The 26403-nt window shown below is 72.0% G+C and carries 25 protein-coding genes; 13 read left to right on the top strand and 12 right to left on the bottom strand.

Annotation, left to right across the window (positions count from 1 at the left end; all coding sequences use genetic code 11):
- Window positions 1-100: 100 nt before the first annotated feature.
- Window positions 101-643 carry a hypothetical protein gene (locus ABT057_RS29280; RefSeq protein WP_352346613.1) on the top strand — a complete coding sequence of 181 codons (543 nt, stop codon included), beginning with the start codon at window positions 101-103 and terminating at the stop codon, window positions 641-643.
- A 212-nt stretch (window positions 644-855) separates the two neighbouring features.
- Here the strand turns inward: ABT057_RS29280 and ABT057_RS29275 are convergent, their stop codons facing one another.
- Window positions 856-3402 carry a helicase-associated domain-containing protein gene (locus ABT057_RS29275; RefSeq protein ID WP_352346612.1) on the bottom strand — a complete coding sequence of 849 codons (2547 nt, stop codon included), beginning with the start codon at window positions 3400-3402 and terminating at the stop codon, window positions 856-858.
- 85 nt (window positions 3403-3487) lie between these two features.
- On the opposite strand from ABT057_RS29275, the gene ABT057_RS29270 reads away from it, so the two are divergent.
- Both ABT057_RS29270 and ABT057_RS29265 read left to right on the top strand, forming a co-directional pair.
- The gene (locus ABT057_RS29270) at window positions 3488-4474 is read left to right on the top strand and encodes a hypothetical protein (RefSeq protein ID WP_352346611.1); all 987 of its coding nucleotides are present in this window, start codon (window positions 3488-3490) and stop codon (window positions 4472-4474) included.
- A 64-nt stretch (window positions 4475-4538) separates the two neighbouring features.
- On the top strand, window positions 4539-5174 hold the full coding sequence (locus ABT057_RS29265) for an HAD family hydrolase (RefSeq protein ID WP_352346610.1): 636 nt from the start codon (window positions 4539-4541) through the stop codon (window positions 5172-5174).
- On the opposite strand, the gene ABT057_RS29260 is transcribed toward ABT057_RS29265, so the two are convergent.
- Window positions 5150-5401: a hypothetical protein gene (locus tag ABT057_RS29260; protein WP_352346609.1), complete on the bottom strand. Its 252-nt coding sequence runs from the start codon at window positions 5399-5401 to the stop codon at window positions 5150-5152. The genes ABT057_RS29265 and ABT057_RS29260 overlap by 25 nt on opposite strands.
- Window positions 5402-5604: 203 nt before the next feature.
- Between ABT057_RS29260 and ABT057_RS29255 the strand changes: the two genes are divergently transcribed.
- Window positions 5605-5988 carry a cold-shock protein gene (locus ABT057_RS29255; protein ID WP_352346608.1) on the top strand — a complete coding sequence of 128 codons (384 nt, stop codon included), beginning with the start codon at window positions 5605-5607 and terminating at the stop codon, window positions 5986-5988.
- Window position 5989: 1 nt separating this feature from the next.
- On the opposite strand, the gene ABT057_RS29250 is transcribed toward ABT057_RS29255, so the two are convergent.
- The 4 genes from ABT057_RS29250 to ABT057_RS29235 form a co-directional block, all read right to left on the bottom strand.
- On the bottom strand, window positions 5990-6838 hold the full coding sequence (locus ABT057_RS29250) for a 1,4-dihydroxy-6-naphtoate synthase (RefSeq protein WP_352346607.1): 849 nt from the start codon (window positions 6836-6838) through the stop codon (window positions 5990-5992).
- Window positions 6828-7523 (bottom strand): futalosine hydrolase, encoded by a 696-nt coding sequence (locus tag ABT057_RS29245; RefSeq protein ID WP_502973976.1) that lies wholly within the window; start codon window positions 7521-7523, stop codon window positions 6828-6830. The genes ABT057_RS29250 and ABT057_RS29245 overlap by 11 nt, the downstream gene beginning before the upstream one ends.
- Window positions 7524-7549: 26 nt before the next feature.
- A complete protein-coding gene (locus ABT057_RS29240; protein ID WP_352346677.1) occupies window positions 7550-8017 on the bottom strand; it encodes a DUF2771 domain-containing protein in 468 nt (155 codons plus the stop codon).
- An 83-nt stretch (window positions 8018-8100) separates the two neighbouring features.
- Entirely contained in the window at window positions 8101-9480 is a 1380-nt protein-coding gene (locus tag ABT057_RS29235) for an MFS transporter (protein ID WP_502973975.1), read from the bottom strand.
- A gap of 412 nt (window positions 9481-9892) precedes the next feature.
- Between ABT057_RS29235 and ABT057_RS29230 the strand changes: the two genes are divergently transcribed.
- The 5 genes from ABT057_RS29230 (at window position 9893) to ABT057_RS29210 (ending at window position 16996) form a co-directional block, all read left to right on the top strand.
- Complete coding sequence (locus ABT057_RS29230) at window positions 9893-10807, top strand: DUF3027 domain-containing protein (RefSeq protein ID WP_352346604.1); 915 nt, start codon at window positions 9893-9895, stop codon at window positions 10805-10807.
- Window positions 10808-10949: 142 nt separating this feature from the next.
- On the top strand, window positions 10950-14087 hold the full coding sequence (locus tag ABT057_RS29225) for a sacsin N-terminal ATP-binding-like domain-containing protein (RefSeq protein ID WP_352346603.1): 3138 nt from the start codon (window positions 10950-10952) through the stop codon (window positions 14085-14087).
- Between the two features lie 195 nt (window positions 14088-14282).
- The gene (locus ABT057_RS29220) at window positions 14283-15218 is read left to right on the top strand and encodes a hypothetical protein (protein WP_352346602.1); all 936 of its coding nucleotides are present in this window, start codon (window positions 14283-14285) and stop codon (window positions 15216-15218) included.
- A 35-nt stretch (window positions 15219-15253) separates the two neighbouring features.
- The gene (locus tag ABT057_RS29215; RefSeq protein WP_352346601.1) at window positions 15254-16066 is read left to right on the top strand and encodes a hypothetical protein; all 813 of its coding nucleotides are present in this window, start codon (window positions 15254-15256) and stop codon (window positions 16064-16066) included.
- A gap of 135 nt (window positions 16067-16201) precedes the next feature.
- Window positions 16202-16996, top strand: a complete 795-nt coding sequence (locus ABT057_RS29210) for a hypothetical protein (RefSeq protein WP_352346600.1) — start codon at window positions 16202-16204, stop codon at window positions 16994-16996.
- Window positions 16997-17009: 13 nt separating this feature from the next.
- Here the strand turns inward: ABT057_RS29210 and ABT057_RS29205 are convergent, their stop codons facing one another.
- Both ABT057_RS29205 and ABT057_RS29200 read right to left on the bottom strand, forming a co-directional pair.
- On the bottom strand, window positions 17010-19376 hold the full coding sequence (locus ABT057_RS29205; RefSeq protein WP_352346599.1) for an HAD-IC family P-type ATPase: 2367 nt from the start codon (window positions 19374-19376) through the stop codon (window positions 17010-17012).
- A gap of 95 nt (window positions 19377-19471) precedes the next feature.
- Window positions 19472-19771, bottom strand: a complete 300-nt coding sequence (locus ABT057_RS29200; RefSeq protein ID WP_352346598.1) for a DUF2530 domain-containing protein — start codon at window positions 19769-19771, stop codon at window positions 19472-19474.
- A 113-nt stretch (window positions 19772-19884) separates the two neighbouring features.
- Here ABT057_RS29200 and ABT057_RS29195 point away from each other — a divergent pair, with 113 nt between their 5' ends.
- On the top strand, window positions 19885-21270 hold the full coding sequence (locus ABT057_RS29195) for an NCS2 family permease (protein WP_352346597.1): 1386 nt from the start codon (window positions 19885-19887) through the stop codon (window positions 21268-21270).
- 23 nt (window positions 21271-21293) lie between these two features.
- Here the strand turns inward: ABT057_RS29195 and ABT057_RS29190 are convergent, their stop codons facing one another.
- Window positions 21294-21476, bottom strand: coding sequence for a ribbon-helix-helix protein, CopG family (locus tag ABT057_RS29190; protein WP_352346596.1), 183 nt, complete (start codon window positions 21474-21476; stop codon window positions 21294-21296).
- A 166-nt stretch (window positions 21477-21642) separates the two neighbouring features.
- Here ABT057_RS29190 and ABT057_RS29185 point away from each other — a divergent pair, with 166 nt between their 5' ends.
- Together ABT057_RS29185 and ABT057_RS29180 are read left to right on the top strand one after the other, a co-directional pair.
- On the top strand, window positions 21643-22080 hold the full coding sequence (locus tag ABT057_RS29185; RefSeq protein ID WP_189713383.1) for a MarR family winged helix-turn-helix transcriptional regulator: 438 nt from the start codon (window positions 21643-21645) through the stop codon (window positions 22078-22080).
- A gap of 27 nt (window positions 22081-22107) precedes the next feature.
- A complete protein-coding gene (locus ABT057_RS29180; protein ID WP_352346595.1) occupies window positions 22108-23466 on the top strand; it encodes an MFS transporter in 1359 nt (452 codons plus the stop codon).
- 17 nt (window positions 23467-23483) lie between these two features.
- Here ABT057_RS29180 and ABT057_RS29175 read toward each other — a convergent pair whose 3' ends face one another.
- The gene (locus ABT057_RS29175; protein ID WP_352346594.1) at window positions 23484-24002 is read right to left on the bottom strand and encodes a GNAT family N-acetyltransferase; all 519 of its coding nucleotides are present in this window, start codon (window positions 24000-24002) and stop codon (window positions 23484-23486) included.
- Between the two features lie 26 nt (window positions 24003-24028).
- Between ABT057_RS29175 and thpR the strand changes: the two genes are divergently transcribed.
- The gene (thpR, locus tag ABT057_RS29170; RefSeq protein WP_352346593.1) at window positions 24029-24601 is read left to right on the top strand and encodes an RNA 2',3'-cyclic phosphodiesterase; all 573 of its coding nucleotides are present in this window, start codon (window positions 24029-24031) and stop codon (window positions 24599-24601) included.
- Between the two features lie 156 nt (window positions 24602-24757).
- Here the strand turns inward: thpR and ABT057_RS29165 are convergent, their stop codons facing one another.
- Together ABT057_RS29165 and ABT057_RS29160 are read right to left on the bottom strand one after the other, a co-directional pair.
- Window positions 24758-25750 (bottom strand): aldo/keto reductase, encoded by a 993-nt coding sequence (locus tag ABT057_RS29165; RefSeq protein WP_352346592.1) that lies wholly within the window; start codon window positions 25748-25750, stop codon window positions 24758-24760.
- 54 nt (window positions 25751-25804) lie between these two features.
- Entirely contained in the window at window positions 25805-26365 is a 561-nt protein-coding gene (locus tag ABT057_RS29160; protein ID WP_352346591.1) for a Uma2 family endonuclease, read from the bottom strand.
- Window positions 26366-26403 lie beyond the last annotated feature (38 nt).

The following is a 26403-nucleotide window of genomic DNA, read 5'->3' as shown; positions in this document are numbered from 1 at the left end:
ACGTCCAGTGTGCCCCATCCCGCAGGCAACCCCGAGCCCGTCTCGACTGTCTTGTCCGGGGGAAGCCGCGCAGCGCGCGCGGCTCGGTGAGGAGCTCGCGGTGACTTCGGTACGCGTCTGGGGGCCCGGCGTGGGGGCCGTGGTGGTGCTGGTGGCGACCGGGGCGTGGGCGCGCGGGTCGACCGGGGTGGACGCCGGACTGTGGGCCGACGTACGGCCCGCGATCGAGGCCCGGCTCGTGGCACAGGCCCAGGGCGACGGGTACGGCGAGAGTGAGCCCGCGCTCAGAGCGAAGTGGTTCTGCGAGGCGGAGGCACTGGACCTCCAGGAGAGCGACGGCCTGGTGCGGGCGGGCGTCGACACCCTGTGCATGGAGTACGGGGTGCGCGAGGGCGCCCTCGTGGAGTGCAGCGGCGCGGACGTCCCGCAGGTGATGCGTCTGGAGCGGGAGACGGGGAGCCGCTATCGCGTCGTGGCGCAGGAGGAGGCGCCGGACGGCGCCGGCTCCGCCGAATGGGCGGAGGACCACTTCGGCTCCTCCACGGCCTCCCGGCTCGGCGACGCCGTCGACTCGTCCCGCCTGGAGTCCCGGGCCCGAACCTACTTCAGCCTGCCGGCCGGGTCCCCGGTGAAGGACTGCTAGGGCCCTGGCTACTAGTGCCGCGGCAGGCAACGTTCGCCCCGTCGCGACGCCCGGCACGCTCCCCCACTCTCGACTTCGCTCGAGCGGGAGGGGCCCCCACCGCCGCACCGGGCACAAGCCCAAGTACGTCCAGTACGAGGGCTTGCACCCGGCACGCCGAGAGCACGCGCCGGACGCCGCTCCTTGACGGGCAAACGTTGCCTGCCGCGGCACTAGTCGTCGGCCAGTTCCGCCACGCCCGTGATCCGGTGCAGCGGGTAGGTCCGTACCTCGTCCGCCGTGTGGTCGTACGCCGTCACGAAGCCGCCCTCCACCCGTACCGGGGCGATGACGCGCTGACTCGCGGCGCCCTCGGCGTTGACGTAGCCGATCCACAGCGCCTCGCCGGTGAGGACGGCGGCCTGCATGGTGGCGAGGGTCTCGGCGGAGCCGGTACGGGGGAGTTCGCCCGGGGCCGCCGGGACCGCCGGGTCGGCCGGCTTGCGGGGCGTCGTCGAGGCCAGGTCGCCCGCCCGGATCGCGCGGACAGCCGCCGTCAGCAGGGTCGTGTCGGGGACCGGCGGACCCTCCGGCACCGGCTCGGGAGCCGTGCGGGGCGGGGTGCGGTGGGCGTGGGCACGGGTGATCAGGACATCGCCCTCGGCGGACTCCGCCGCGGGCGCGTAGCCCATCGCGCGCAGTCCCTCGAGCAGCGTCGCAGGGTCCGCCTGGGCCGCCAGCACGGTGGGCGCGAGGCGTCGCAGCCGCAGGGCGGCCGCCCGCTTGTCGGCGAGGATCTCGTTCAGCACGGTGTCGTCGTCGCAGCGGACGTACGCCGAAGCCGCGCCGACCCGCAGATGGCCGTGTCTGCGCGCCACGTCGTCGATCAGGTAGGCCAGCGGCTGCGGCACCGGCGTACGGGAGTGCTCGGTGAGGAAGGCGTGCAGGTCGGAGGCGCTGCGGCCGGCGTCCAGAGCCCGCCGTACGGAGGCCGGCGTGAAGCGGTAGACGGTCGCGCCACCCTTGGACTCCACGTCCGCGAGGACGTCCAGCACATCGGCGAGCGGGCGGCGCAGCGGGCCGGGCGCCACCGCGGTCAGGTCCGCCTGGAGAAGGACGTGATCGAGAGGCTCGGGCAGGAGGGGGGCCAGCAGCCGGGCCGCGGCCGCACAGGCGACGGTCTGCTCGGGCGGGGACAGCGGCTCCAGGACGGGAGCGGGCGACCGGTGATGGTGCACGGGCAGCTTGTCGCCGGGCCCCGCCGGCCCCGCCGACTCCTTCGGGGGCCTGGTCGATGCAGCCGGTGCGCCGAGCAGCGCCCGCCCCTGCGCGGACAGCGCGCCCCGGCCGGTCACCCCCAGCAACTCGGCCTCCGTCAGCGTCCAGCGGGCCAGCCGCGCCCGCAGATCGTCCTGGCCCTGAGGTCCCCGCAGCGGCCGCTCCCACCGCAGCCGGGCCAGCACCGCGTCGGGGCCGGGCGCCGCACCCTCCGGCAGCGCCGCCAGCAACGCCAGCACCCGGTGCCGCACCTCGGGCGCGGCGGAGCGGTCGAGGCCCGGGCCGAGCGCCGACAGCGCGCGCTCCTTCGCGTCCCGCCCGCCGACCACCCCCGACGTCCGGGTCGCCGGGAGCCACGCCTCCACCAGCCGCGCCCACCGCTCGGCCGCCGGCCGCTCCAGCCACTCGTCATAGGCCGGGGTCGCCGCGTACCGCTCGTCGGCCTCGCCGTCGGAGGCGATCAGCCCGGCCGCGTACGCCAGCTCCACCCAGAACGCCGCCACCGGTTCCGGCACGTCGAGGGCGACGGCGGTCCGCTTCAGGTCCCGGACGCTCAGGCCGCCCGCCCGCAGCACCGAGGGCCCGCCCTCGTCCCAGTCCTTCAGCAGCTCCTCCACGGTCGCCAGCGCCGTGTACGCCTGCCCGGCCGCCGTACTGTCCACAACCTGTGGACGATGGGTCACGGCCGGCTCAACGGCGGGCGGCACCGGCTCCGGCGTCCGGTGCGCCCGCCCGCCGCGCAGATGCAGAGCCACCTCGCGGGGGAGTACGACCGTGCCGGGCGTCGTCGGCAGCAGCAGGCCGCGGTCCAGCAGCCAGCGCAGCCGCGGGGCGGGATCATGGGTGACCTGGCCGTACGGCGGCCCCCACACCAGCCGCTCCAGGACCTCGACGGACTCCGCCGGCGCGGCCTTGAGCAGCCGGGCCATCTTCCGGCGGTGCGTGAAGAGCGAGGTCAGCGCGTCCACCGCGGTGACCGAGTCGTGCGTGGAGGGCAGCCCGGCCGCCGCCACGATCTCCTGGATCCGCCCCGGCGACATCCCCGCCGTCGCCTCCCGCACACTCGGCCCCAGCCCGGTCGGGGACGGGTGCTGCGGCGACGGCGCGAGCAGCTCACGCGCCGTGCGCACCAGCCGCAGCCGGTCGTCGGCGCCCCACACCAGGGCCTGCGTGCGCAGCGCCGTCAGAGCGGCGGGGAGCGCGGCGGTGACCCCGGCGTCGCGCTCGTCCCCGGCCATGAGCGCGAGCAGCTCGTCGTAGGCCGCCGGGTCGCCGGCCACCGCCAGCGCCTCCGCGGTCTGCAGCGCGAACCGGTCCAGGCGCTCCAGGGCCCGCACGACGGAGGCTCGGGTACCCGCGCGGGTGGCGAGCTGGGTGAGGTCGGTGGGGACCGGGTTGACGAGGTCGGGGCGACTGCGCAGAAGGGCGGCAAGGGAGGAGTCGTCCCTGCCGCGGAGCGATTCCGCGAGGGACCGGGGGGCCGGGTGGTCCTCGGTGCTCATCTTGCCCACGTTAGCGGGTGCGGGTCCTGGGGGCCGCGCCCTCGGACCCCCGGCCTTCGGACACCGTGCGCGATAACGTGCCCTCGTGGGGATCGAGAGCGACCAGGTCGTCTACGAGTATCTGAGCCGCGTCGGTGACATCGCCCAGCAACGGCAGTTGTCGTCGGCGACACGGATGCGGCTCGTCTCCGAGCTGCGCAACGAGATCGACCGGCGCCGGTCCAAGGCGGTCGTCGACTCGCCCGCCGCCGTCCGCCGCATCATCGACCGCATCGGCAGTCCCGACGACGTCGTCGCCGCGGCGGCCGACGGCGGCGGGGGCGCGCCCCAGCCGCCGACGCCCTCCGTGCCCCTGCAGCCCGCGCCCGTCCGACGCGGCGACGAGGCGGACCCGCCGAAGCCGAAGGGGCTCCGCAGGCGGATTCCCGGCCCCCGCCCGAGCAGGCCTCCTGCCGCCGCGGACCCCGCGCCCCCCTCCGACGGCTTCGACCGCGGGGTGGAGGCGCCCGACTGGTGGCGGCGTGAGCCGGATCCCTTCGGGGGCGGCGAGGAGGTGCCGGGGTTCGTCGGCGGGGTCGAGATCCCGGCGGTGCTGAAACCGCCGCCGCGGGAGGAGGAGAAGGAGCCCGAGGCGGACGGACCGGCGGTCGCCGGGGCGGCCGGGGAGACCGGGGAGACCGCGGCGCCTGAAGAGCGCCGCCGTCGCCGCCTGCTGCCCTCCGTCCGCGGCGGCGGCAGCTGGAGCAACCCCCTCCTGCTGCTCGCCGCCGCCGCGCTCGTCGCCGGTGCGGTGCTCGGCAACTGGTTCGCGCTGATCGTGGGCTGGGCCATCGCCTACGCCTCGCGCCGGCTGACCGAACGGGAGACGAAGCTGGCGGTCATGTGGCTGCCGGGGCTGTCGGTCACCGCGGGGCTGGTGTGGCTGTGGGGCCGCAGCGAGGGCCGCTGGGGCGATCCCATCGCCGAGGGGCACATGAACGACGCGATCGCGCAGACCTGGCCGTGGGTGGTCCGGGGCGCGGCCGTGGCATCGGCCCTGTTCCTCATCTGGCGGTCGCAGAAACCCAGGTAGGCCCGCGGGAAGAGCGAGGCGGGCGGCGGAAGACCGGGGGACCCGACTGGGCAGAATGGCCCCCATGACCACCACTCCCGCACCCGCCCTCACCGTCGGCTTCGATCTCGACATGACCCTCATCGACTCACGGCCCGGCATTCACGCCTGCTGGGTGGAGATCTCCGAGCGGACGGGCGTGTACGTCGACGCCGATCTCGTGGTCACCCGGCTCGGGCCGCCGCTGGAGGAGGAACTCGCGCACTGGTTCCCGGCCGGGGAGGTCGCGGCCATGGCCGATCTCTATCGGGGGATCTACCCGGCGTACGCCGTGACCGGCACCCTCGCGATGCCCGGCGCCCATGACTCCGTCGCCGCCGTCCGGGAGGCCGGCGGCCGGGCGATCGTGGTCACCGCGAAGTGGGAGCCCAACGCCCGGCTGCACCTGGAGCACCTCGGCATCGACGCCGACCTGGTCGTGGGCAACCTCTGGGCCGAACAGAAGGCGCAGGCCCTGCGCGAGCACGGCGCGAGCGTCTACGTCGGCGACCACGTGGGTGACGTGCGCGGCGCACGGGTCGCCGAGGCGCTCTCCGTCACCGTGCCCACCGGGCCCTGCGGCGCGGAGGAACTGCGCACGGCGGGTGCGGACGTCGTGCTCGCCGACCTGACCGCGTTCCCCGGCTGGCTGGCCGGCTACCTGGCGTCGCCGCGCGCCTGACGCCGGCCCGCCGCGACGGAACGCAGCACACCGGCGCCCGCGATGAGGAAGCCGACGCCCATGAGCATGCTCAGAGCGAACATGTACGTCGGCAAAGGCGTCGTACCGAGGAACAGCGGGGCGACCGTGACGAGGGTGGCCACGGCGCCGGCGAAGAACACGATCGCACCGGCTCGGATCAGTCGGTCACCGGGAGCGGCGGAATTCGTTTGGGTTTTGTCACGCACCCGACCAGGGTAGTTCCCACCGCGAAGGAACAACCGGGCGACGTCTTGTCAGCCGCCCCAAGACCATTAGCCTTGGTACCGGCGGGTCGTGGTCGACCCGCCCAAGTGCTGTCAAGAGCCGTTCCGACGCGGTTTTCAGAAGCAGTTCGCAGTAGTCAGAAGTCAGAAGCAGTTTTCCGACGAGTACGAGGACGAGGACAGACGTGCCTACCGGCAAGGTCAAGTGGTTCAACAGTGAGAAAGGCTTCGGCTTTCTCTCCCGTGACGACGGCGGTGACGTCTTCGTCCATTCCTCGGTCCTCCCCGCCGGAGTCGAGACACTGAAGCCGGGCCAGCGAGTGGAGTTCGGCGTCGTCGCCGGACAGCGCGGTGACCAGGCGCTCTCCGTCGTCCTCCTCGACCCGACCCCCTCGGTCGCGGCCGCCCAGCGCAAGAAGCCCGACGAACTGGCCTCCATCGTCCAGGATCTGACGACCCTCCTCGAGAACATCACGCCGATGCTCGAGAAGGGCCGCTATCCCGACAAGGTCTCCGGCAAGAAGATCGCGGGTCTGCTGCGCGCCGTCGCCGACCAGCTGGACGTGTGATTCAGGGAAAGGCCAACGCGTCCGGGCCGAGGGGCGGCACCAGCCCCTCGGCCGCCGCGCGGGTCAGCAGTCCGCGGACGGCCGCATAGCCGTCCTCGCCGAGGTCCGCCGTGAACTCGTTGACGTACAGACCGATGTGCTGGTCGGCGACGGACGGGTCCATTTCCTGGGCGTGTTCCATGACGTACGGACGGGAGACCTCGGGGGCGTCCCAGGCGGCGCGTACGGAGGTGCGGATCGCGTCGGCGAGCTGGGTCAGCCTGCCGGCTCCCAGTGAGCGCTTGGCGATGATCGCGCCGAGGGGGATGGGCAGACCGGTGGTGGACTCCCAGTGCTCGCCCATGTCCGCGAGCCTGTGCAGCCCGTAGTTCTGGTACGTGAAACGGGCCTCGTGGATGACCAGGCCCGCGTCGACCTTCCCGTCCCGGACGGCCGGCATGATCTCGTGGAACGGCAGGACCACGATCTCGCCGACCCCTCCCGGGAACGTGTCCGCCGCCCAGAGGCGGAACAGCAGGTACGCCGTCGACCTCTCGGAGGGCACGGCGACGGTACGGCCGGTCAGGTCGGCCACGGGCTCCTTCGTCAGGACCAGCGGCCCGCAGCCCCGCCCCAGCGCGCCCCCGCAGGGCAGCAGCGCGTACTCGCCGAGGACGTACGGCAGCACGGCGTACGACACCTTCAGGGCGTCGTACTCGCCGCGCTCGGCCATGCCGTTGGTGACGTCGATGTCGGCGAAGGTCACGTCGAGCGCGGGCGCGCCCGGCACCCGGCCGTGCGCGAGGGCGTCGAAGACGAAGGTGTCGTTGGGGCAGGGGGAGTACGCGATCTTCACCGGGTCACCGGTCATGTGGGTTCCAACTCTCCAGGACGGGTGCGAGCTTCCCGAAGCCGGTCGTGAGGGCGGTCAGCGCGTCGCCGACGCGCCAGGCGGCGCGGTCGCGGGGGCCCACCGGGTTGGAGACCGCGCGGAGCTCCAGGACGGCCGTGCCGTGCGCGGCGGCCGCCTCGGCGACCCCGAAGCCCTCCATGGCCTCGGCCAGGGCCCGGGGGTGGCGCTCGCGCAGGGCGGCGGCCCGGGTGGCGGTGCCGGTGACCGTGGAGACGGTCAGGACGGCCCCCGCGCGGGCCCCGGTGGCGGCCGCGGCGTCCCGCACGAGGGTCGGCGGCGGACGGTGGGTGACGGTGCCGAAGCCCAGCTCGGTCACGGGAAGGAAACCGTCGGGGCCTTCCGCGCCCAGGTCGGCGGCGATGATCTCGTCGGCCAGTACCAGGGAGCCGACGGGCGCCCCGGGCAGGAACCCGCCCGCGATACCCGCCGAGACGACCAGGCGGTACGGCGCCCCTTCCAGGGCGGCGGCGGTCAGCGCGGCGGAGACGGAAGCGGCGGCGAGGGCGGGCCCGACCCCGGCGGCCAGGAGGTCGCAGGTCTCACCGACGCGGTGCAGGCTCACGCCCGGTCGGCGGACCTCCCGGCCGGGCTCCGGGAACGCCCGTGCCACCGCGTCCCGTTCTGCGGGGACCGCGGTGGCCACGAGGATGCGGGCGGCGGCGGACGTGACTAGTCGTCCTTCTCCAGCTTGAACGACCACAGGCCGGTCGCCGACTGGCTGTCCTTCTTGCCGTCGCCCGCCTTGATGGTGACGAGCGTGGAGTTGCCCTGGGCGCCGTACTGGGCGTTGAAGAACACGCTGCCCGGGATGGTGCGGTACGTCTTGTCGCTGTCCTCGGTGAGCGGCTGGCCGTTCATCAGGATCGTCCAGCGCTTGTCCGCGACGTCGGGGTCGACGCCGAAGCGGACCGTCTCGTCCGGGTCGACCTTGATGGACTTGATGTCCTTGTCGCCCAGGCACTTGGTCAGGGCCGCGGTCTTGAGGGACTCGCCCTCGCCGCCGCAGGTGGCCTCGGAGCTGACCGAGGCGCGGCCGACGGTGATCGTCGACAGGGGCGTCGGCTTGTCACAGGCCGACAGGACGAGCAGTCCGGCGGAAACGGCGCCGGCGGCGGCGACGGCGCGGCGGCGTCGCAGGGCGGCTTGCATCGAGGTCATGGGGCGAAGGCTATCGGGCACGTCGTACGGTCTCTCTACGCGGGGTGCGGCGTGGCTGTGCGTTACGCCACGCGAGGCTTGGCGGTGCCGCCCTGCCGGGCCGAGGTGAGCAGCCCCTTGGCCGTGGTCACCCAGCCGAGCGCGATCACGCCGGCGGCCACGCACAGGCCCAGCGTGCCGTTGAGGGGCATCACGATCCCGATCGCGCCGCCCAGCACCCAGGCCATCTGCAGCATCGTCTCCGAGCGGGCGAACGCGGAGGTCCGCACCTGCTCCGGCACGTCCCGCTGGATCAGCGCGTCCAGCGACAGCTTCGCCAGCGCCTGGCAGAATCCGGCCATTGCCGCGAGGCAGGCCACCAGGAACGCGCCGAAGAACACCGCCGCCGTGATCGCCGCGCCCAGCACGGCCGCGAGGACCGTCACGATGATGATCTCCGGGGCGCGGGACCGCAGCCACGCTCCCACCGCCGTGCCGAGCGCGTTGCCCACGCCCGCCGCGACGGCCACCATGCCCAGCGACCACGCGGCGCTCGAACCGGTCAGCGGGTGCTCGCGCAGCAGGAACGCGAGGAAGAAGGTGAGGAAACCGGACAGCCAGCGCAGCGCCGCGTTGGCTCCGAGCGCGTGGGTCACGGCGATGCCGACCGTCCTGAGACCGGGGCGTTTGACCGGCTGCCGGTGCGGCCCGTGCAGATGGCCCTCGTCCGCGGCGAGCAGCGCGATGTCCTCGCCCTTGGCGGAGTCGACCTTGCCGGGCAGCGAGAAGGACAGGAACATCCCCGCCATGAAGATCACGAAGGCGCCGTAGAGCGGATAGCGCGGCCCGATCGCCTGTAGTCCCGCGCCCACGGGTGCCGCCACACCGGTGGCGAGGAGTCCGCCGAGGGTGACCCGCGAGTTGGCCTTCACGAGGGAGAAGCGGGGCGGGAGGAGCCGGGGGACGACGGCGCTGCGCACCACCCCGTACGCCTTCGACGCGACCAGGACGCCCAGCGCGGCCGGATACAGCTCGAGGCTGCCGGTGGCGACCGCCCCGGAGATGATCAGCGCGAGCAGGGCCCGGGCGAGCATCGAGGCGGCCATGGCGGCCCGCCGTCCGTGCGGCAGCCGGTCCAGCAGCGGGCCGATCACGGGGGCGAGGACGGTGAAGGGTGCCATGGTGATGGCGAGGTAGAGCGCGACCCGGCCGCGGGCCTCGTCCGTCGGCACGGAGAAGAACACGGTGGAGGCGAGCGCGACGGTGATCATGACGTCACCCGCGCCGTTCACGGCGTGCAGTTCGATCAGCTTGCCGAGCCCGGACTCCCCGGCGCCGTGCGCGTGTGTGGCTTTTCTGATGCCGCGGGCGGTGCCGGTGAACGGGAAGTGCAGGGCACGGCCGACCGCGCGGACGGAACCGCCGACCCGGCCCGAACCGCTGATCCGGCTCCTCCCCTTCAAGCCCTTCGTCCCACCGATCCCGGTGGCACCTTGAGATGCTTTCGCGGCTGCCACTCCGTCATAGTGCCCCGAGAAGGCCGTGCGTAGTGCGCTTACCGCACGGATGGAGGGCTACGAGTGGGTCTGCAGGGGCTTTCCGGCGACTGCCGGAGACGCTTTCCGGCACCTTCGGGTGTGGGGAAACGTCCCGTCGGTGTAGGCCGAGCGTCCGAGAGCAGGTAGCGTGCGTAGCGCGCCGTGGCGATCGTTCTCGGCCGCGCGCCTCCCGGCCATCCCGCAGAATGGATGACAGCAGGTGCGCCCGAGCGCGATCGGGCGCGGACGTCGACGCGGTCCTGTGGTCCGCTCCGTCCGCACCCGCCGCCTTCAGGTCGGCGCACCCGAGAGACGGCGTAGGAGAGAAGCGATACCTGTGAGCGCAGCGACCACGCGAAGCCGCACCCCCGACCGCCTGTGCGCCGAGGCCGTCGACCTCGCACGCGCCGCAGCAGAGGAGGCCGCCGCGCCCGGCGTGGTCGGCGAACATGTGGGGCTCGTCTCCGAGGGTGACCGGGTGGTCACGCACTACTTCGAGTGCAGGGAACTCGGCTACCGGGGCTGGCGCTGGGCGGCGACGGTGGCCCGGGCCTCCCGTGCGAAGGTCGTCACCCTCGACGAGGTGGTCCTCCTCCCGGGCGCGGACGCGGTCCTCGCCCCGGAATGGGTCCCGTGGAGCGAGCGCCTGCGCCCCGGCGACATGGGCCCCGGCGACCTTCTTCCCACCGACGCCGAGGATCTCCGCCTGGAACCCGGCTACACGGGCGAGGAGGAGCCGCCGCCGAACTCCCTGGTCTCGCGGGAGATGGCGGAGCTGGCCGAGGCGGAGGACGCGGACCTGACCACCGCCCTGCCCAAGGCCCCTCTCCGCGGCACGATCGCCGCGGTCGCGGAGGAACTGGGTCTGCGCCGCGCCCGGGTCCTCTCCCGCTACGGCCTGCACACCGCGGCCGACCGCTGGGAGGACGCCTTCGGCGCCAAGACCCCCATGGCCCAGGCGGCCCCCGCGACCTGCGTCAGCTGCGGCTTCCTCCAGCCCATCGGCGGTTCCCTCGGTCAGGCCTTCGGTGTCTGCGCCAACGAGTTCGCCCCGGCGGACGGCAGGGTGGTGTCCCTGGCGTACGGCTGCGGCGGCCATTCGGAGGCGGCGGTCATGCCGAAGCCGCCCCAGCCGTCCCCGCCGGTGATCGACGAGACCCAGGTGGATCCCTTCCCCCTCCGCCCGTCCGCGGACGCGGGCTCGGTCCCGGCCGCCTCCGACGAGGACACGGCGGAACTGGGGCATTCGTAGCCCGGCCCCGAAGGCCGGCAATCCGCGCGCGGGGGCCCGGGACTCAGGGGCGTGGCCCCGCTCGGCCTCCCGGGTCGGGCGGGTGGGTGGGCAAGGGGCTCGCGGCGGTACCTTCGTCCTCACGCCGATGAGGAGAGTGAACGTGAGCAAGTTCGTGCGGCCGGCACCCGAGGGCGCGGATCCCTTCGGCACGGCACGCCTGCGCCGAGGGGTCCTGGACGCCTGGGCCACGAGCCCGGCCCGTTTCCGTGAGGACGCCAACGCCGAGGAGGATCTCGTCCTCGGCGGCTACCGTGACCGCCTCGTCGTCGAGCTCGCCCAGAACGCGGCCGACGCGGCGGCGAGAGCGGGTGTCCCCGGCCGTCTGCGCCTGACCCTCCAGGGCGGCGTCCTCGTCGCCGCCAACACCGGCGCCCCGCTGGACGCCGCCGGCGTCGAGTCGCTCGCCACCTTGCGCGCCTCCGCCAAGCGCGACACGCACGACTCGGCCGTGGGCCGCTTCGGGGTCGGTTTCGCCGCCGTCCTCGCCGTCACCGACGAGCCCGCCGTCGTCGGCCGGCACGGCGGCGTCCGCTGGTCCCTTCCCGAGGCCCGTGAACTGGCCCGGGACACCGCCCGCCACAGCCCCGGTCTCGGCGACGAGATCCGCCGCCGCGACGGGCACGTACCGCTGCTGCGACTTCCGTTCGCCGCCCAGGGCACCGCCCCGGACCCGTACGACACGGCCGTCATCCTTCCGCTGCGGGACACGGCGGCGGCCGACCTCGCCGAGCGGCTCCTCATGGCCGTCGACGACGCCCTCCTCCTCGCCCTCCCGGGTCTGCAGGAGGTCGTGATCGAGATCGACGGCGGCGCTCCCCGCACCCTGAGCCGCACCACCGACGGCGTTCTGACCGTCGTGGCGGACACGGAGCGCGGCACCACCCGCTGGCGTACGGCCGTCGCGCACGGCCCGCTGGCGCCGGGCCTCCTCGCCGACCGTCCGGTCGAGGAGCGGCTGCGGCCGCACTGGTCGGTGACCTGGGCCGTGCCGGTGGACGGGCAGGGCGCTCCCGTCCGCCCCCGCACCCAGCCCGTCGTGCACGCCCCCACCCCCAGCGACGAGCCCCTCGGCGTGCCCGCGCTGCTGATCGCGTCGTTCCCGCTGGACACCACCCGCCGGCACGCCGCACCGGGCCCGCTCACCGACCACCTCGTGCAGTGCGCGGCGGACGCGTACGCGGAACTCCTCGCCGAGTGGCGCCCGGTGGGTCCCGGCCTCATCGACCTCGTGCCCGGCCCGCTGGGCAAGGGCGAACTGGACGGGGCGCTGCGCCGGGCCGTCCTCGACCGCCTTCCGCGCACCGCCTTCCTCCCGCCCGCCGTCGAGCCCGCCAAGGACGAGGAGGACGCGGAGGACCGGCTTCCGGAGGCGCTCCGCCCCCGGGACGCCGAGATCGTCGAGGGTGCGGGCGCCGACACCGTACGGGTCCTGGCGGAGGTCCTGCCGACCCTCCTGCCCGCCGGGCTCGAACGCCGTGTCGAACTGCGCACCCTGGGGGTGGCCCGCATCCCCCTCGCCGACGCCGTCGACCGTCTGGCCGGCCTGGAGAAGGACCCGGACTGGTGGTACCGGCTCTACGACAGCCTCGCCGGCGTCGACCCGGACCGGCTGTCGGGCCTGCCCGTGCCCCTGGCCGACGGCCGTACGACCATCGGCCCCCGCCAGATCCTCCTGCCCACCGCGGACGCGGCGAGCGCCGACCCGGACGTCCTCGCCCGTCTCGGCCTCAAGGTCGCCCATCCGGACGCCGCGCACCCCCTCCTGGAGAAGCTCGGCGCGCTGCCCGCCACGCCCCGCGCGGTGCTGACCACCCCGCAGGTGCGGGCCGCGGTCGCCGCGTCCCTGGACGACGACGGCGGCGCCTGGGACGACCAGGACACCCCGGACGCCGAGGAACTCGCCGACACCGTCCTCACGCTCGTCCGTGACGCGGGCCTCGAGCCGGGCGACGAACCCTGGCTGGGTGCCCTCGCCCTCCCCGACGAGGACGGCGAACTCGTCCCGGCCGGTGAACTCGTCCTGCCCGGGAGTCCGTTCGCGTCCGTCATCCGCCAGGACGAACTGGCCTCGGTGGACGCCGACCTGGCGGACCGGTGGGGCGAACAGCCGCTCGCCGCCGTCGGTGTCCTGGCCGACTTCGCGCTCGTCCGCGCCACGGACGTCGTCCTCGACCCGGACGAACTGGAGCCGCGCGAGGGCGACTTCGCCGAGCCGGACGACGCCGGTCTGCTGGACGCGGTGGACGTCTGGTCCGAGGACATCCTCGACCGCTTCCCCGACTCGCCCGTACCCCCCGTCGCCACCGAACTCGTCGCCGTCCGCGACCTCGACCTCGTCGACGACGACCGCTGGCCGCAGGCGCTCGCCCTGCTGGCCCAGCCGCCCCTGCGCGACGCCCTGGTCCAGCCGGTCCGCATCCTCCTGCCCGACGGCACCCACGAGGTCGTACGGCCCTACACGGCCTGGTGGCTGCGCGGTCACCCGGTCCTCGACGGCCGCCGCCCCGCGGGTCTGCTCGCCGCGGGCGGTGACCCCCTCCTCCACGGCCTCTACGAGCAGGCGGACGCGACCGGCTTCGACGACGAGCAGGTCCTGCGGGCCCTGGGCGTACGGACGTCGCTGGCGGCCCTCCTCGACGAGCCGGGCGGCGCGGCCGAACTTCTGGACCGCCTCGCGGACCCGGACCGCCCGGTCACCGCGGCGCAACTCCACGGTCTCTACAGCGCGTTGGCGGAACTCGACCCCGAACAGGTGACCCTGCCGGACGAGTTGCGCGCGGTCGTCGACGGCCGGGTGGAGGTCGTGGACGCGGCCGACGCGGTGGTCGTCGACTCCCCGGACCTCCTCCCCTTCACGGAGGGCGTCCCGCTGCTCCCGGTACGTCCCTCGCGGGCCGCCGGGTTGGCCGAACTCTTCCAGGTGCGACGCCTCAGCGAGTCCGTCACGGGCGAGGTCGACTCGGAGGGCACGGAACACGAGGTGCCCGACTCCGTCCGTGTCCTTCTCGGCCCCCGGACCCCGGACACCTACGTCGAGCACGAGGAACTCGTCGTCGACGGCGTGGAGATCGACTGGCGCCTCACACACGACGGCACCCTGCACGCCGCGACCCTGGAGGGCGTCGCGGCCGGTCTCGCGTGGGCGGCGAGCCAGTGGCCCCGCCGCTTCGAGGTGGCGGCTCTCCTGGAGGACCCGTCCCGCACGAGCGAACTGGCCCGGGACCGCTGGTTCGACTGAGCCGCGCGTTCCCAGCCGGAACGGCCGTCGGTCCCGGACGGCCGTTCCCGCAGGTCGATGTGACGGGTCGTCCGAACGGAAGGCGACCGCTCGGAAAATCTTCACCACTTCGCGCAACCATTCACATCCCCCGTGAATCTTCTGGGACGAGTCGGAGGAGCCAACGGGCTCCACCACTGCTTCACGGGGGAACGTATGCGTATCCGCGCCGCCGCTGTCGCCGTCAGCGGCGTCCTCGGCCTCTCCGCCCTCGCCGTGCCTGCCGCTCAGGCCGCAGATGACGGCCCGGCCGGCCCGGCCGGCGTCCATGCCGCCGTGCAGGCCGCGCTGGGCGCCTCCGGCAAGGCCGCCTTCACCGGCTCGACCGCCGCCGACACCGGCACGCCCTACGCGCTGGACGTGAAGTTCTCCGCCGTGAAGATCAACAACGGCAAGCCGATCGTCGTGGGCACCACCAACCAGGTGACCGTGCCGGTGACGTACACGATCACGCACACCGCGGACCTCGACATCAACGCCGACGACGTCCTCGTGGACGTGGAGATCTACCGCGGCAGCTCCTACAGCAAGGTCGACAACCTCCTCTGGGGCGACGACTGGCCCACCTGCACGGCGGCCTCGGCCACCGTCGCCACCTGCAAGGGAACCATCGACGTCTACCCGGGCGAGGAACTGGAGAACGTCGACGCCACCACCTGGAAGGCGGGCGGCTACGTCATCGACGACAACGGCCAGGACCTGCTGTCCGACGACGTCGACTGGTCCAAGGTCGGCTACGCCGAGCAGGACGGCCTCGCCGGCACCAGGCTCCAGCGCTACTCCAAGCTCACGGTCAACGCCGCCCCGGAGCCGGTGAAGAAGGGCAGGACCATCACCGTCACCGGCAAGCTCTCCCGCGCCAACTGGGACGACGGCAAGTACCACGGCTACACGAACCAGCCGGTGAAGCTGCAGTTCCGCAAGAAGGGCAGCTCCACCTACACCACGGTCAAGACCGTCCGGACGAACTCGACCGGGAACCTGAAGACCACGGTCAAGGCGTCCGTCGACGGCTACTTCCGCTACGGCTTCGCGGGCACCTCGACGACCCCGGCGGTCAACGCCGCGGGCGACTACGTCGACGTCAAGTAAGCCACCCAGCACCCGTACCTATCTGAGGAATGCACATGCGCATACGCGCCCTCGTCCTCGCCGCCTCCAGCGCGGTCGCCCTCTCCGCCCTCGCCGTGCCGGCCGCGCAGGCCGCTCCCGCCGCGACGACGTACACCTTCTCCAGCGTGAAGGTCAACAGCGGCAAGCCCATCGTGGTCGGCCCCACGGCCAAGGTCACGGTCAGCGCCTCGTACACCGTCACCGGCTCGGCCACCCTGGACCCGGACACCACCATCAGCATCCCGGTCCTCTACCGCGGCACCACGCTCAGCGAGAACACCCCGGACAAGGACGTCCTGGCCGGCGACGAGCCCAGCACCTGCACGGCGGCGTCCGCCACGGTCCTCAAGTGCACGGCGAAGATCCAGCTCCGCCCGAAGTCCACCGACGAGGAGTTCGCCGACCTGACGAACGCCCAGGCGGGCAACTGGAAGATCGGCGCCGCCGTCTTCTCGGTCGGCGACGAGGACCCGGTCATCAAGAGCAACCTCGGCACCGCCAAGGTCCAGCGCAAGGCCACCCTCACCGCTAACGCCGCCCCGGAGCCGGTGAAGAAGGGCAAGACCATCACGGTCACGGGCAAGCTGGCCCGCGCGAACTGGGACACCAACAAGAACGCGGGCTACGCGAGCCAGTCGGTGAAGCTGCAGTTCCGCAAGAAGGGCAGCTCCACCTACACCACGGTGAAGACCATCAAGTCCAGCTCCACCGGCACCCTGAAGACCACGGTCAAGGCGTCCGCCGACGGCTACTTCCGTTACGTCTTCGCCGGCACCACCACGACCTCCCCGGTCACCTCCGCCGGCGACTTCGTCGACGTCAAGTAAGCAGAAGCAAAGAAGAGAGGGGGAGATCTCTTCCCCTCTCTTTACCTTCTCCCGCACAACCCGCCCCAGGAGTCACGGATCTACTCAGTGAGTCAACAGACTCCGAGATCACTTCTCTCCTCATGGGGATCGCACATGCGCATACGCGCCCTCGTCCTCGCCGCCTCCGGCGCGGTCGCCCTCTCCGCCCTCGCCGTGCCGGCCGCGCAGGCCGCTCCCGCGGGGCCCGCCGTCACCTTCTCGAGCGTGAAGGTCAACAGCGGTAAGAACATCGTGGTCGGCCCCACCACGACCGTCACGGTCTCCGCGACCTACACCGTCACCAAGCCCGCCGACCTCAGCGCGAGCTCCTTCGAAAGCGGCCCGGTCCTCTACCGCGGCACGACGCTCGACGAGAACGCCGAGATCATCCTCGGTGACGACCCCGGCACCTGCACGGCCGCCTCCTCGACGGTCCTGAAGTGCACCGCCAAGATCGAACTGCGTCCGGCGACCTCCGCGGACGACGACCTGACCAACAGCGTGGCGGGCACCTGGAAGATCGGTGCCCTCGCCGCCGGCGACGACGGCGGGCTCACCTGGCAGGCCGGCTTCGGCTCCACCCACATCCAGCGCAAGGCCACCCTCACCACCGACGCCACCCCGGAGCCGGTGAAGAAGGGCAAGACCATCACGGTCACGGGCAAGCTGGCCCGCGCGAACTGGGACACCAACAAGAACGCGGGCTACGCGAGCCAGTCGGTGAAGCTGCAGTTCCGCAAGAAGGGCAGCACCACCTACACCACCCTGAAGACCATCAAGACCAGCTCCACCGGCACCCTGAAGACCACGGTCACGGCGTCGGCGGACGGCTACTTCCGCTACAGCTTCGCCGGCACCACGACGACCTCCCCGGTCAACGCGGCGGGCGACTTCGTCGACGTGCAGTAAGCGGTACGCCTTCTCAGGCGGGAAAGCGGCGGTCGACCCACTTCCACAGCACTTCCAGGGCGGCCGCCGCCACCACCGCGACACCGACCGCGATCCACGGCATCGTCATCCCCACGAGCTTCAGCGCGAAGAACTCCTGCAGCGACGGCACCGCGAGGACCAGCAGGAACCCCGCGCCCATCGACGCCACCAGCAGCACCCGCCACCAGGTGTAGGGGCGCGCGACGATCGCCAGCACCCACATCGAGATCAGGAACAGGGTGAGCGTCGCGGCGCTGGTCTCGGCGTCCAACGCCCCCTCGCCGACGTAGTGATGACGGGCGATCAGGTAGGTCACGAAGGTGGCCACCCCGGCCAGCAGCCCGCCCGGCATCGCATACCGCATCACCCGCCGGACGAAGTGCGGCCGGGCGCGCTCCTTGTTGGGCGCGAGGGCGAGGAAGAAGGCCGGGACACCGATGGTGAGGGTGGACAGCAGGGTCACGTGCCGCGGCAGGAAGGGGTATTCGACCCGCCAGCCCACCACCAGCACCGCAAGCAGCACCGAGTAGACCGTCTTCACGAGGAAGAGGGTCGCCACCCGGGTGATGTTGCCGATGACCCGCCGCCCCTCCGCCACCACCGACGGCAGGGTGGCGAAGCTGTTGTTCAGCAGGACGATCTGCGCGACGGCCCGGGTCGCCTCCGACCCCGCCCCCATCGCGACCCCGATGTCCGCGTCCTTCAGCGCGAGCACGTCGTTGACACCGTCGCCGGTCATCGCGACCGTGTGCCCACGGGACTGCAGCGCCCCGACCAGGTCCCGCTTCTGCTGCGGGGTGACCCGCCCGAAGACCGTGCCCTCGTCCAGGGCCGCGCCCATCGCCTCCCGGTCCTGAGGAAGCCGCCGGGCGTCGACCGCGGCGCCGCTGAGTCCCAGCTTGGCCGCCACCGCGCCCACCGACACCGCGTTGTCCCCTGAGATGACCTTGGCGTGGACGTCCTGCTCGGCGAAGTAGCGCAGGGTGTCGGCCGCGTCGGGCCGCAGCCGCTGTTCCAGTACGACCAGGGCGGCCGGCCGCGCCCCCTTGGCCACGTCGGCGGCGTCCAGGTCGCGGGCGGCCCGGGCCAGCAGCAGCACCCGCAGTCCCCGCTCGTTGAGCCGCTCGGTCTCGGGGAGGGCGGGGTCGCCGTCCTCCAGGAGGACGTCCGGCGCCCCCAGCAGCCATGTGCTGCTCTCCCCGTTGCCCTCGCTGAAGCTGGCGCCGCTGTACTTGCGGGCGGAGGAAAAGGGGAGGGACTCGGTGCAGCGCCACTCCACGGCGTCCGGGTAGGCGTCGATGATCGCCCGGAGGGAGGCGTTCGGCCGGGGGTCGGACTCTCCGAGCGCCCCGAGGACCTGCCGTACGTACGTCTCGTCGGCGCCGTCCAGCGTGCGCAGTTCGGTGACGTCCATGCCGCCCTCGGTGAGGGTGCCGGTCTTGTCCAGGCAGACGGTGTCGACACGGGCGAGACCCTCGATGGCGGGCAGCTCCTGCACCAGGCACTGCTGCCGGCCGAGCCGGATCACGCCGATGGCGAAGGCGACGGAGGTGAGCAGGACCAGCCCCTCCGGGACCATCGGGACGATCCCGCCGACGGCCCGCGCGATCGAGTCCTTGAGGTTGTTGTTCTTCACGAACAGCTGTGTGACGACCAGGCCGATCGCGGCCGGGACCAGCATCCACGTCACGTACTTGAGGATCGTGGAGATGCCGGAGCGAAGCTCGGAGTGGACCAGGGTGAACCGGGAGGCCTCCTCGGCGAGCTGGGCGGCGTAGGCCTCGCGGCCCACCCTGGTCGCCCGGAAGGCGCCGCTTCCGGCCACCACGAAGCTGCCGGACATGACCTGGTCCCCGGGGTGCTTCACCACCGGGTCGGCCTCGCCGGTCAGCAGCGACTCGTCGATCTCCAGTCCGTCCGCCTCCACGCACACCCCGTCGACGACGGCCTTGTCCCCGGGGCCGATCTCCACCAGGTCGTCGAGGACGAGGCCGGAGGTGGCCACCGCGACCGTCTCGCCGTCGCGCCGCACGGTCGGCCGGGCCTCCCCGATGACGGCGAGGGAGTCCAGGGTCTTCTTCGCCCGCCACTCCTGGATGATGCCGATCCCGGTGTTGGCGAGGATCACGAACCCGAAGAGGCCGTCCTGAATGGGGGCGACGGCCAGCATGACCAGCCACAGCACGCCGATGATCGCGTTGAACCGGGTGAACACGTTCGCCCGGACGATCTCGCCCAGGGACCGGCTGCTGCGCACGGGTACGTCGTTCACCTGCCCGCGCGCGACGCGCCGCGCGACCTCGGCAGTGGTGAGACCGGTCGCCGCGGGAAGGGTGGCCGGCGCGTCGATATGGGTCATGGATTCGACGGTACGTGCGGATTTGGGGGTTCACCCCCCGAGAACGCCGAAGATCCGACCACGGGAGGAGCCGTCTAGTGCCGTGGTTGTAGCGGCTACTCCTCGGTTGCCGGCCCGGCTGTCGGCTCCGCCGTCTCCGCTGCGGCCGCCGCCCTCTTGATCGCCGCGTCCCGGCTGCGCACGATCCGGATGCCGAGCAGTCCGAGCGCGCCGCCGGCCAGGCAGGTCCACAGCCACCACAGATGGCCGTGGTCGTCGAACCAGCCGTAGAACGGCAGCTGGACGAGGAAGAGGGCGAACCAGAGGATCGTGCCACCGGTGATGGTGGCGACCACGGGGCCCTCGAGGGGCTCCGGTGCCTCGTGCTTCAAGGGTCCCGAGAAAAAGCCGGCCATGCGGCACAGCTTACGAGGCGATCACATCTACGCGCGAAGATAGTTGTTCTGGACGTCATACGTTCATACTGAAACGGTTTGTCTCTGACTACTTCTGATCGTAGGAACCTCTGATGCTAGACCGCTACTTCAAGATCTCCGAGCGGGGCAGCACGCTGCCGAGGGAGATCCGTGGCGGTTTCGCCACCTTCTTCGCGATGGCGTACATCATCGTGCTCAACCCGATCATCCTCGGCAGCGCGAAGGACATGTACGGGCACCAGCTCGACCACGGCCAGCTGGTCACCGCCACCTGTGTCACCGCGGCCTTCACCACGCTCCTCATGGGCGTCATCGGCAACGTGCCGATCGCGCTGGCGGCCGGCCTCGGCGTGAACTCCGTCGTCGCCCTGCAGCTCGCCCCGCGGATGTCCTGGCCGGACGCCATGGGCATGGTCGTGCTGGCCGGATTCGTCGTCATGCTCCTGGTGGCCACCGGTCTGCGCGAGCGCGTCATGAACGCGGTCCCCTTCGGGCTGCGCAAGGCGATCTCGATCGGTATCGGCCTGTTCATCATGCTGATCGGTCTGGTGGACTCCGGATTCGTCAGCCGGATCCCGGACGCCGCCCGGACCACCGTCCCGCTCCAGCTGGGCGCCGACGGTCACCTGAACGGCTGGCCCGTCCTGGTCTTCATCCTCGGCGCGCTGCTCACCCTCGCCCTGATCGTCCGCAAGGTGCCGGGCGCGATCCTGATCTCGATCGTCGCGATGACCGTCCTCGCGCTGGTCCTCGACGCCGTCGCGACGATCCCCTCCTGGGGTCTGACCGCGCCCAAGTGGCCAGGCAACCCGGTCGCCACCCCCGACTTCGGGCTGATCGGCGAGGTCAGCCTCTTCGGCGGCTTCGGCAAGGTCGGCATGCTGACCGGGATCCTCTTCGTCTTCACGGTCCTGCTGTCCTGCTTCTTCGACGCGATGGGCACGATCATGGGCGTCTCCGACGAGGCCAGGCTGACCGACGCCAAGGGTGAGATGCCCGGCATCAACAAGGTCCTCTTCGTCGACGGTCTCGCCGTGGCCGCGGGCGGCGCCAGCTCCTCTTCCGCCACCACCGCGTTCGTGGAGTCCACGGCCGGGGTCGGCGAAGGCGCCCGCACCGGTGTCGCGAACCTCGTCACGGGCGGCCTCTTCGCCGTCGCGCTGTTCCTCACGCCGGTCGCCACGATGGTCCCGTCCCAGGCCGCCACCCCCGCGCTGCTCGCGGTGGGCTTCCTGATCCTGGCGAACTCGGTCAAGGAGATCGACTGGACCGACTACACGATCGCCATGCCCGCCTTCATCACGATGGTGATGATGCCGTTCACCTACTCGATCACCAACGGCATCGGCATGGGCTTCATCGCCTTCGTCCTGCTGCGCCTGGTGGCCGGCCGGGCCCGGGAGGTCCCGGTCCCGATGTACGTGGTCTCGGGCGTCTTCGTCTTCTACTACCTGATGCCGGCTCTCGGCCTGACCTGAGGCGGGAGCTCGGCACAGGGGGCTCACGCGAGCCCGTAGAACTTCTCCGTCTCGTCCACGGCGGTCTTGAACCGCTCGTCGAAGTCATCCCGGATGAGCGTCTGGACGACATAGTCCTGGACGCTCATCCCCCTTTTCGCCGCATGCTGCCGGAGCCGTTCGAGCAGCTCCCCGTCTATCCGCAGGCTGAACACACTGGTCCCCATGAGTACGAGGGTCGCTGCACGGTTCGGGGTGGCGGGTGGCGTTCCGCGGTCGTGTCACCCGGACGAGTGATACCGCGGCTTCGAAGCGGTGCAGTGGCGGGGTTCACGGGCACCTGTGGCGCTCCCGGGTGGTATTTAGGGAGGGTAATGAGTTATGTTAAAGAACATGCCTGACCTGACCCATGGCGACGACGTTGCCGCCGTGAACTCGCTTCGATCGGCCGTGATGCGGCTGTCCCGCCGGCTCAAGCACCAGCGGGTCGACGAGTCGCTGAGCCCCACCGAGATGTCGGTGCTCGGCACCCTCTCCCTCTGCGGCAGTGCCACCCCGGGCGAACTCGCCCGCAAGGAGCACGTCCAGCCGCCCTCGATGACCCGCATCGTGGCGCTGCTGGAGGCCAAGGGACTGGTCCGGCTGGAGCCGCACCCCGAGGACCGGCGCCAGAAGGTCGTCACCAAGACCGAGCAGGCCGAGGCCATGCTCGAGGAGAGCCGCCGCAAGCGGAACGCCTTCCTGGCCACCCTGGTGGACGGCCTCGACGAGGACGAGTGGGCGAAACTGCGCGCCGCCGCCCCCGTGCTGGAGAAACTCGCACACCTGTAGGCAGCAGTACCGAGGAGGCGAACCTTTTTGAGTACGGGACCCGGAGCAGACTCCGCACCCGCACCGGCCACCCACGACACCCCGTCCACTCCCAGAACCCGCAAGTCCTCGATGTTCAGCTCGCTGAAGGTCCGCAACTACCGCCTGTTCTTCATCGGCCAGGTCGTCTCCAACACCGGCACCTGGATGCAGCGCATCGCCCAGGACTGGCTGGTCCTCAGCCTCACCGGCTCCTCCACGGCCGTCGGCGTCACGACGGCCCTGCAGTTCCTGCCGATGCTCCTCTTCGGCCTCTACGGCGGCGTCCTCGTCGACCGCCTGCCCAAGCGCCGCACGCTGCTGTTCACCCAGTCCGCGATGGCCGTCACCGGTATCGCGCTCGCCTTCCTCACCCTCTCCGGCCACGTCCAGGTCTGGCACGTCTACCTCGCCGCCTTCGCCGCCGGCCTCGCCACCGTCGTCGACAACCCGGCCCGCCAGTCCTTCGTCTCCGAGATGGTCGGCCCGGACCAGCTGCAGAACGCGGTCAGCCTGAACTCCGCGAACTTCCAGTCGGCCCGCCTGGTCGGCCCCGCCGTCGCGGGCGTGATGATCACCGGCGTCGGCACCGGCTGGGCGTTCCTCTTCAACGGCCTGTCCTTCGTCGCGCCCATCGCGGGCCTGCTGCTGATGCGGGCGCGTGAGCTGCACGTCGTGGAGCGCGCCCCGCGCGGCAAGGGCCAGCTGCGGGAAGGCCTGCAGTACGTGGCCGGGCGGCCCGAGCTGATCTGGACCATCGTGCTGGCCGGGTTCGTCAGCACCTTCGGCTTCAACTTCCCCGTCTTCCTCTCCGCGTTCGCCGACGACGTCTTCCACGCGGGCGCGGGCTCCTACAGCCTCTTCAACACGCTGATGGCGGTCGGCTCACTGGCCGGCGCCCTGCTCGCCGCCCGACGCGGCACCGCCCGGATGCGGGTCCTCCTCGCCGGCGCGGTGGCCTTCGGCGCCCTGGAGATCGTGGCCGCGATCGCCCCCTCCCTCTGGCTGTTCGCCCTGCTCATGGTCCCGGTCGGGATGTTCGGCATGACGGTCAACGTCACCGCCAACAGCAGCATCCAGATGAGCACCGACCCGGCCATGCGGGGCCGGGTGATGGCCCTGTACATGATGGTGTTCATGGGCGGCGCGCCCCTGGGCGCACCGATCGCCGGCTGGATCACCGACGCGTACGGCGTCCGGGCCGGCCTGGCGGCCGGCGGCGCGATCACCGCCGTCGCGGCCGCGACGATCGCCCTGGTCCTGGCCCGCGTCGGCGGCCTGCGGCTGTCCGTCGGCTGGCACCGGGGGCATCCGCAGGTGCGGTTCGTACCGCGGGAGCGGCAGGAGGAACTGGCGACCGTGGCCTGACCCGGCCCGGAAGGTGATCACACCCGCCGGGCCAGCACCTGCCCCGGCCAGTCGCCCGTCCCCGTGTACGCCTCCGTCGGCGCGAACCCGTTGGCCTCGTAGAAGGCGACGAGCCTGCGGTCGTCCCCGGCGTAGCAGTCGACCCGCAGCAGACCGACGCCCACCCGCCGGGTCTCCTCGGCGGCGTGCTCGAGCAGCGCGGCGCCCGCGCCGGACCCCTTGAAACGGCGGTCGGAGGCGAGCCAGTGGATGTACCGCTCGGGCTCGCCGGGCGGCGGCAGGTGGGAGAGATAGGGGCCGGGCGCGTCGGTGAGGGTGAGGGTGGCGGCCGGAGCGCCGCCGATCTCGGCGATGTAGACCGTGCCCTCCCGCGCGTACCGGACGACGGACTCCACCGTCCTCGGGCTCCGGGACAGCGGCTCCGTCCCCCACTGCCCGGTGCGGCCCTGCGCGACCAGCCACTCCACACAGCTGTCGAGCATGCCGAGTATCGCGGGGACGTCGTCGGGCCCGCCGTCCCGGATGGTGATCTCCATGCCCCCATGGTGGCAGGCTGGTGCGCATGAGACTCTTCGCCGCCGTGCTGCCGCCGGACGACGTCGCCCGTGAACTCGCCGCCGAGGTCGCCGAGTTGCGCAAGCTGCCCGGCGCGGACGGACTGCGCTGGACCGGCCGCCCCGGCTGGCACTACACCCTCGCGTTCTACGGCGAGGTCGACGACGACGTCGTCCCGGAACTGTCGGGGCGGCTGGAGCGGGCCGCGCACCGGAGCGCCCCCTTCGAGCTGGCCGTGCGGAGCGGCGGACAATTCGGGCACGGGCGGGCGCTGTGGGCCGGGGCCGCCGGGGATGTGCCCGCCCTGCGCCTCCTGGCAGGCCGGGCGGAGGCGGCGGCACGCAAGGCGGGAATCGACATGGGGGAACACCGCCGCTACAAGGCCCACCTGACCCTGGCCCGCAGCCGGGACGCGGTGGACGCGGGGCCGTACGTCGAGGCACTGCACGGTTTCGCCGGGCGTACCTGGACCGTGGAGGAGCTGGTGCTCATGCGCAGCAACCTGCCGACGTCCGGGGTCCCGGGGGAGCAGCCCCGCTACGAGCCGGTCGGGCGCTGGCGGCTCGGCGGGGCCGGTTAGGCTCGGGGCGTGGACCCGAAGACCCGGAACCGGATCATGGCCGGTGCGCTTGTGCTGATGTTCGTCGTGGTTGCCCTGGCTGCGGCGCTCGGCAAGTAGCGGCGGCGGTCGGTGAGTGGCGGCCGACGGCCGCCGCCACGCCGTGCTCGAGGGGAACTACCAGGCGAAGGCCTCCGGGGAGGGGCCCGGTCCGGGGAAGATCTCGTCCAGGCCGGTCAGCAGGTCCTCGCTCAGCTCCAGCCCGACCGCGCGGATCGCGGAGTCGAGCTGCTCGGCGGTGCGCGGGCCGACGATCGGGCCGGTCACCCCGGGGCGGGTGAGCAGCCAGGCCAGCGCGGCCTCGCCGGGCTCCACCCCGTGCTTCTCGAGGAGATCCTCGTAGGACTGGATCTGGGCGCGGATGCCGGTGTTGGCGAGCGAGTCGGCCGCCCGTCCGCTCGCCCGGCGGCCGCCCTCGGCCTCCTTCTTGATGACCCCGCCCAGCAGACCGCCGTGCAGCGGCGACCAGGGGATGACCCCGAGGCCGTACTCCTGCGCGGCCGGGATGACCTCCATCTCGGCGCGGCGCTCGGCGAGGTTGTAGAGGCACTGCTCGCTGACCAGGCCGATCGTGCCGCCGCGGCGGTCGGCGATCTCGTTGGCCTGGGCGATCTTGTATCCGGGGAAGTTGGACGACCCGGCGTAGAGGATCTTCCCCTGCTGCACCAGCACGTCGATGGCCTGCCAGATCTCCTCGAAGGGAGTGCGGCGGTCGACGTGGTGGAACTGGTACAGGTCGATGTGGTCGGTCTGCAGACGCTTCAGGCTGGCGTCCACCGCCCGCCGGATGTTGAGCGCGGAGAGCTTGTCGTGGTTCGGCCAGGCGTCGCCGTCGGCGGCCATGTTGCCGTACACCTTGGTGGCGAGGACGACCTTGTCGCGCCGGTCGCCGCCCTTGGCGAACCAGTTCCCGATGATCTCCTCGGTACGGCCCTTGTTCTCACCCCAGCCGTACACGTTGGCGGTGTCGACGAAGTTGATGCCCGCGTCCAGCGCCGCGTCCATGATCGCGTGGGAGTCGGCTTCGTCGGTCTGCGGGCCGAAGTTCATGGTGCCGAGGACGAGGCGGCTGACCTTGAGTCCGGTACGTCCGAGCTGCGTGTACTTCATGAGGTACAAGCCAACGACTTGGAGTGCGCTCTACGCAAGGGGGGCAGGAGACGGTCAGTCGCGGGCGAAGTCGTCGGTCCTGAGGGTGAGATCGAGGGGGGTGGCGGTCAGGTCGATCTCCGCGCCGAAGGCGACGGACAGTTCGCTCACGTACTCGCCGTCCTTGGGCTGGGTGTACAGGTGGCACTTGCCCTGGTAGGGGTCGGCGATCAGGAGGACGGGGACCCCGGCGGTGGCGTAGGCGGTCTTCTTGGGGCCGTAGTCGTTCTTGGCGGTGTCCTTGGAGATGACCTCGGCCACGAACGCGACATCTTTGTGGCGCCACCGGCCCTCGTTGTTCTTCTCGGCCCCCTCGGCCATGAGCGTCACATCGGAGGCGAAGCCGTTGAGGTGCCCCGGATAGTCGACGCGGACGTCCGACTTCAGGCGCTTGCGCGGATACTTGGTGCGCAGTTGCTCGTAGACGTCGGCGATGATCTCCCAGTGCGTGTCCCGCTGCGGCGACAGGTGGATGGCCCCCCCGACGATCTCGGCCTTGTATCCCTCGGGGACGGGCATCTTCTCGAGCCGCTCGAACATCTCGTCGAGTTGGCGCGTGTTGTCGCTCTCGGCCATCGCGATCCTGTCTTCAAGGAGGTCATCGTGGCGTTCCT

The organism is Streptomyces sp. NPDC002588 (assembly GCF_040295925.1).
Taxonomy (GTDB): domain Bacteria; phylum Actinomycetota; class Actinomycetes; order Streptomycetales; family Streptomycetaceae; genus Streptomyces.
The sequence above is the reverse complement of the archived record's forward strand: the minus strand, read 5'-3'. Positions and strand labels throughout refer to the sequence as shown.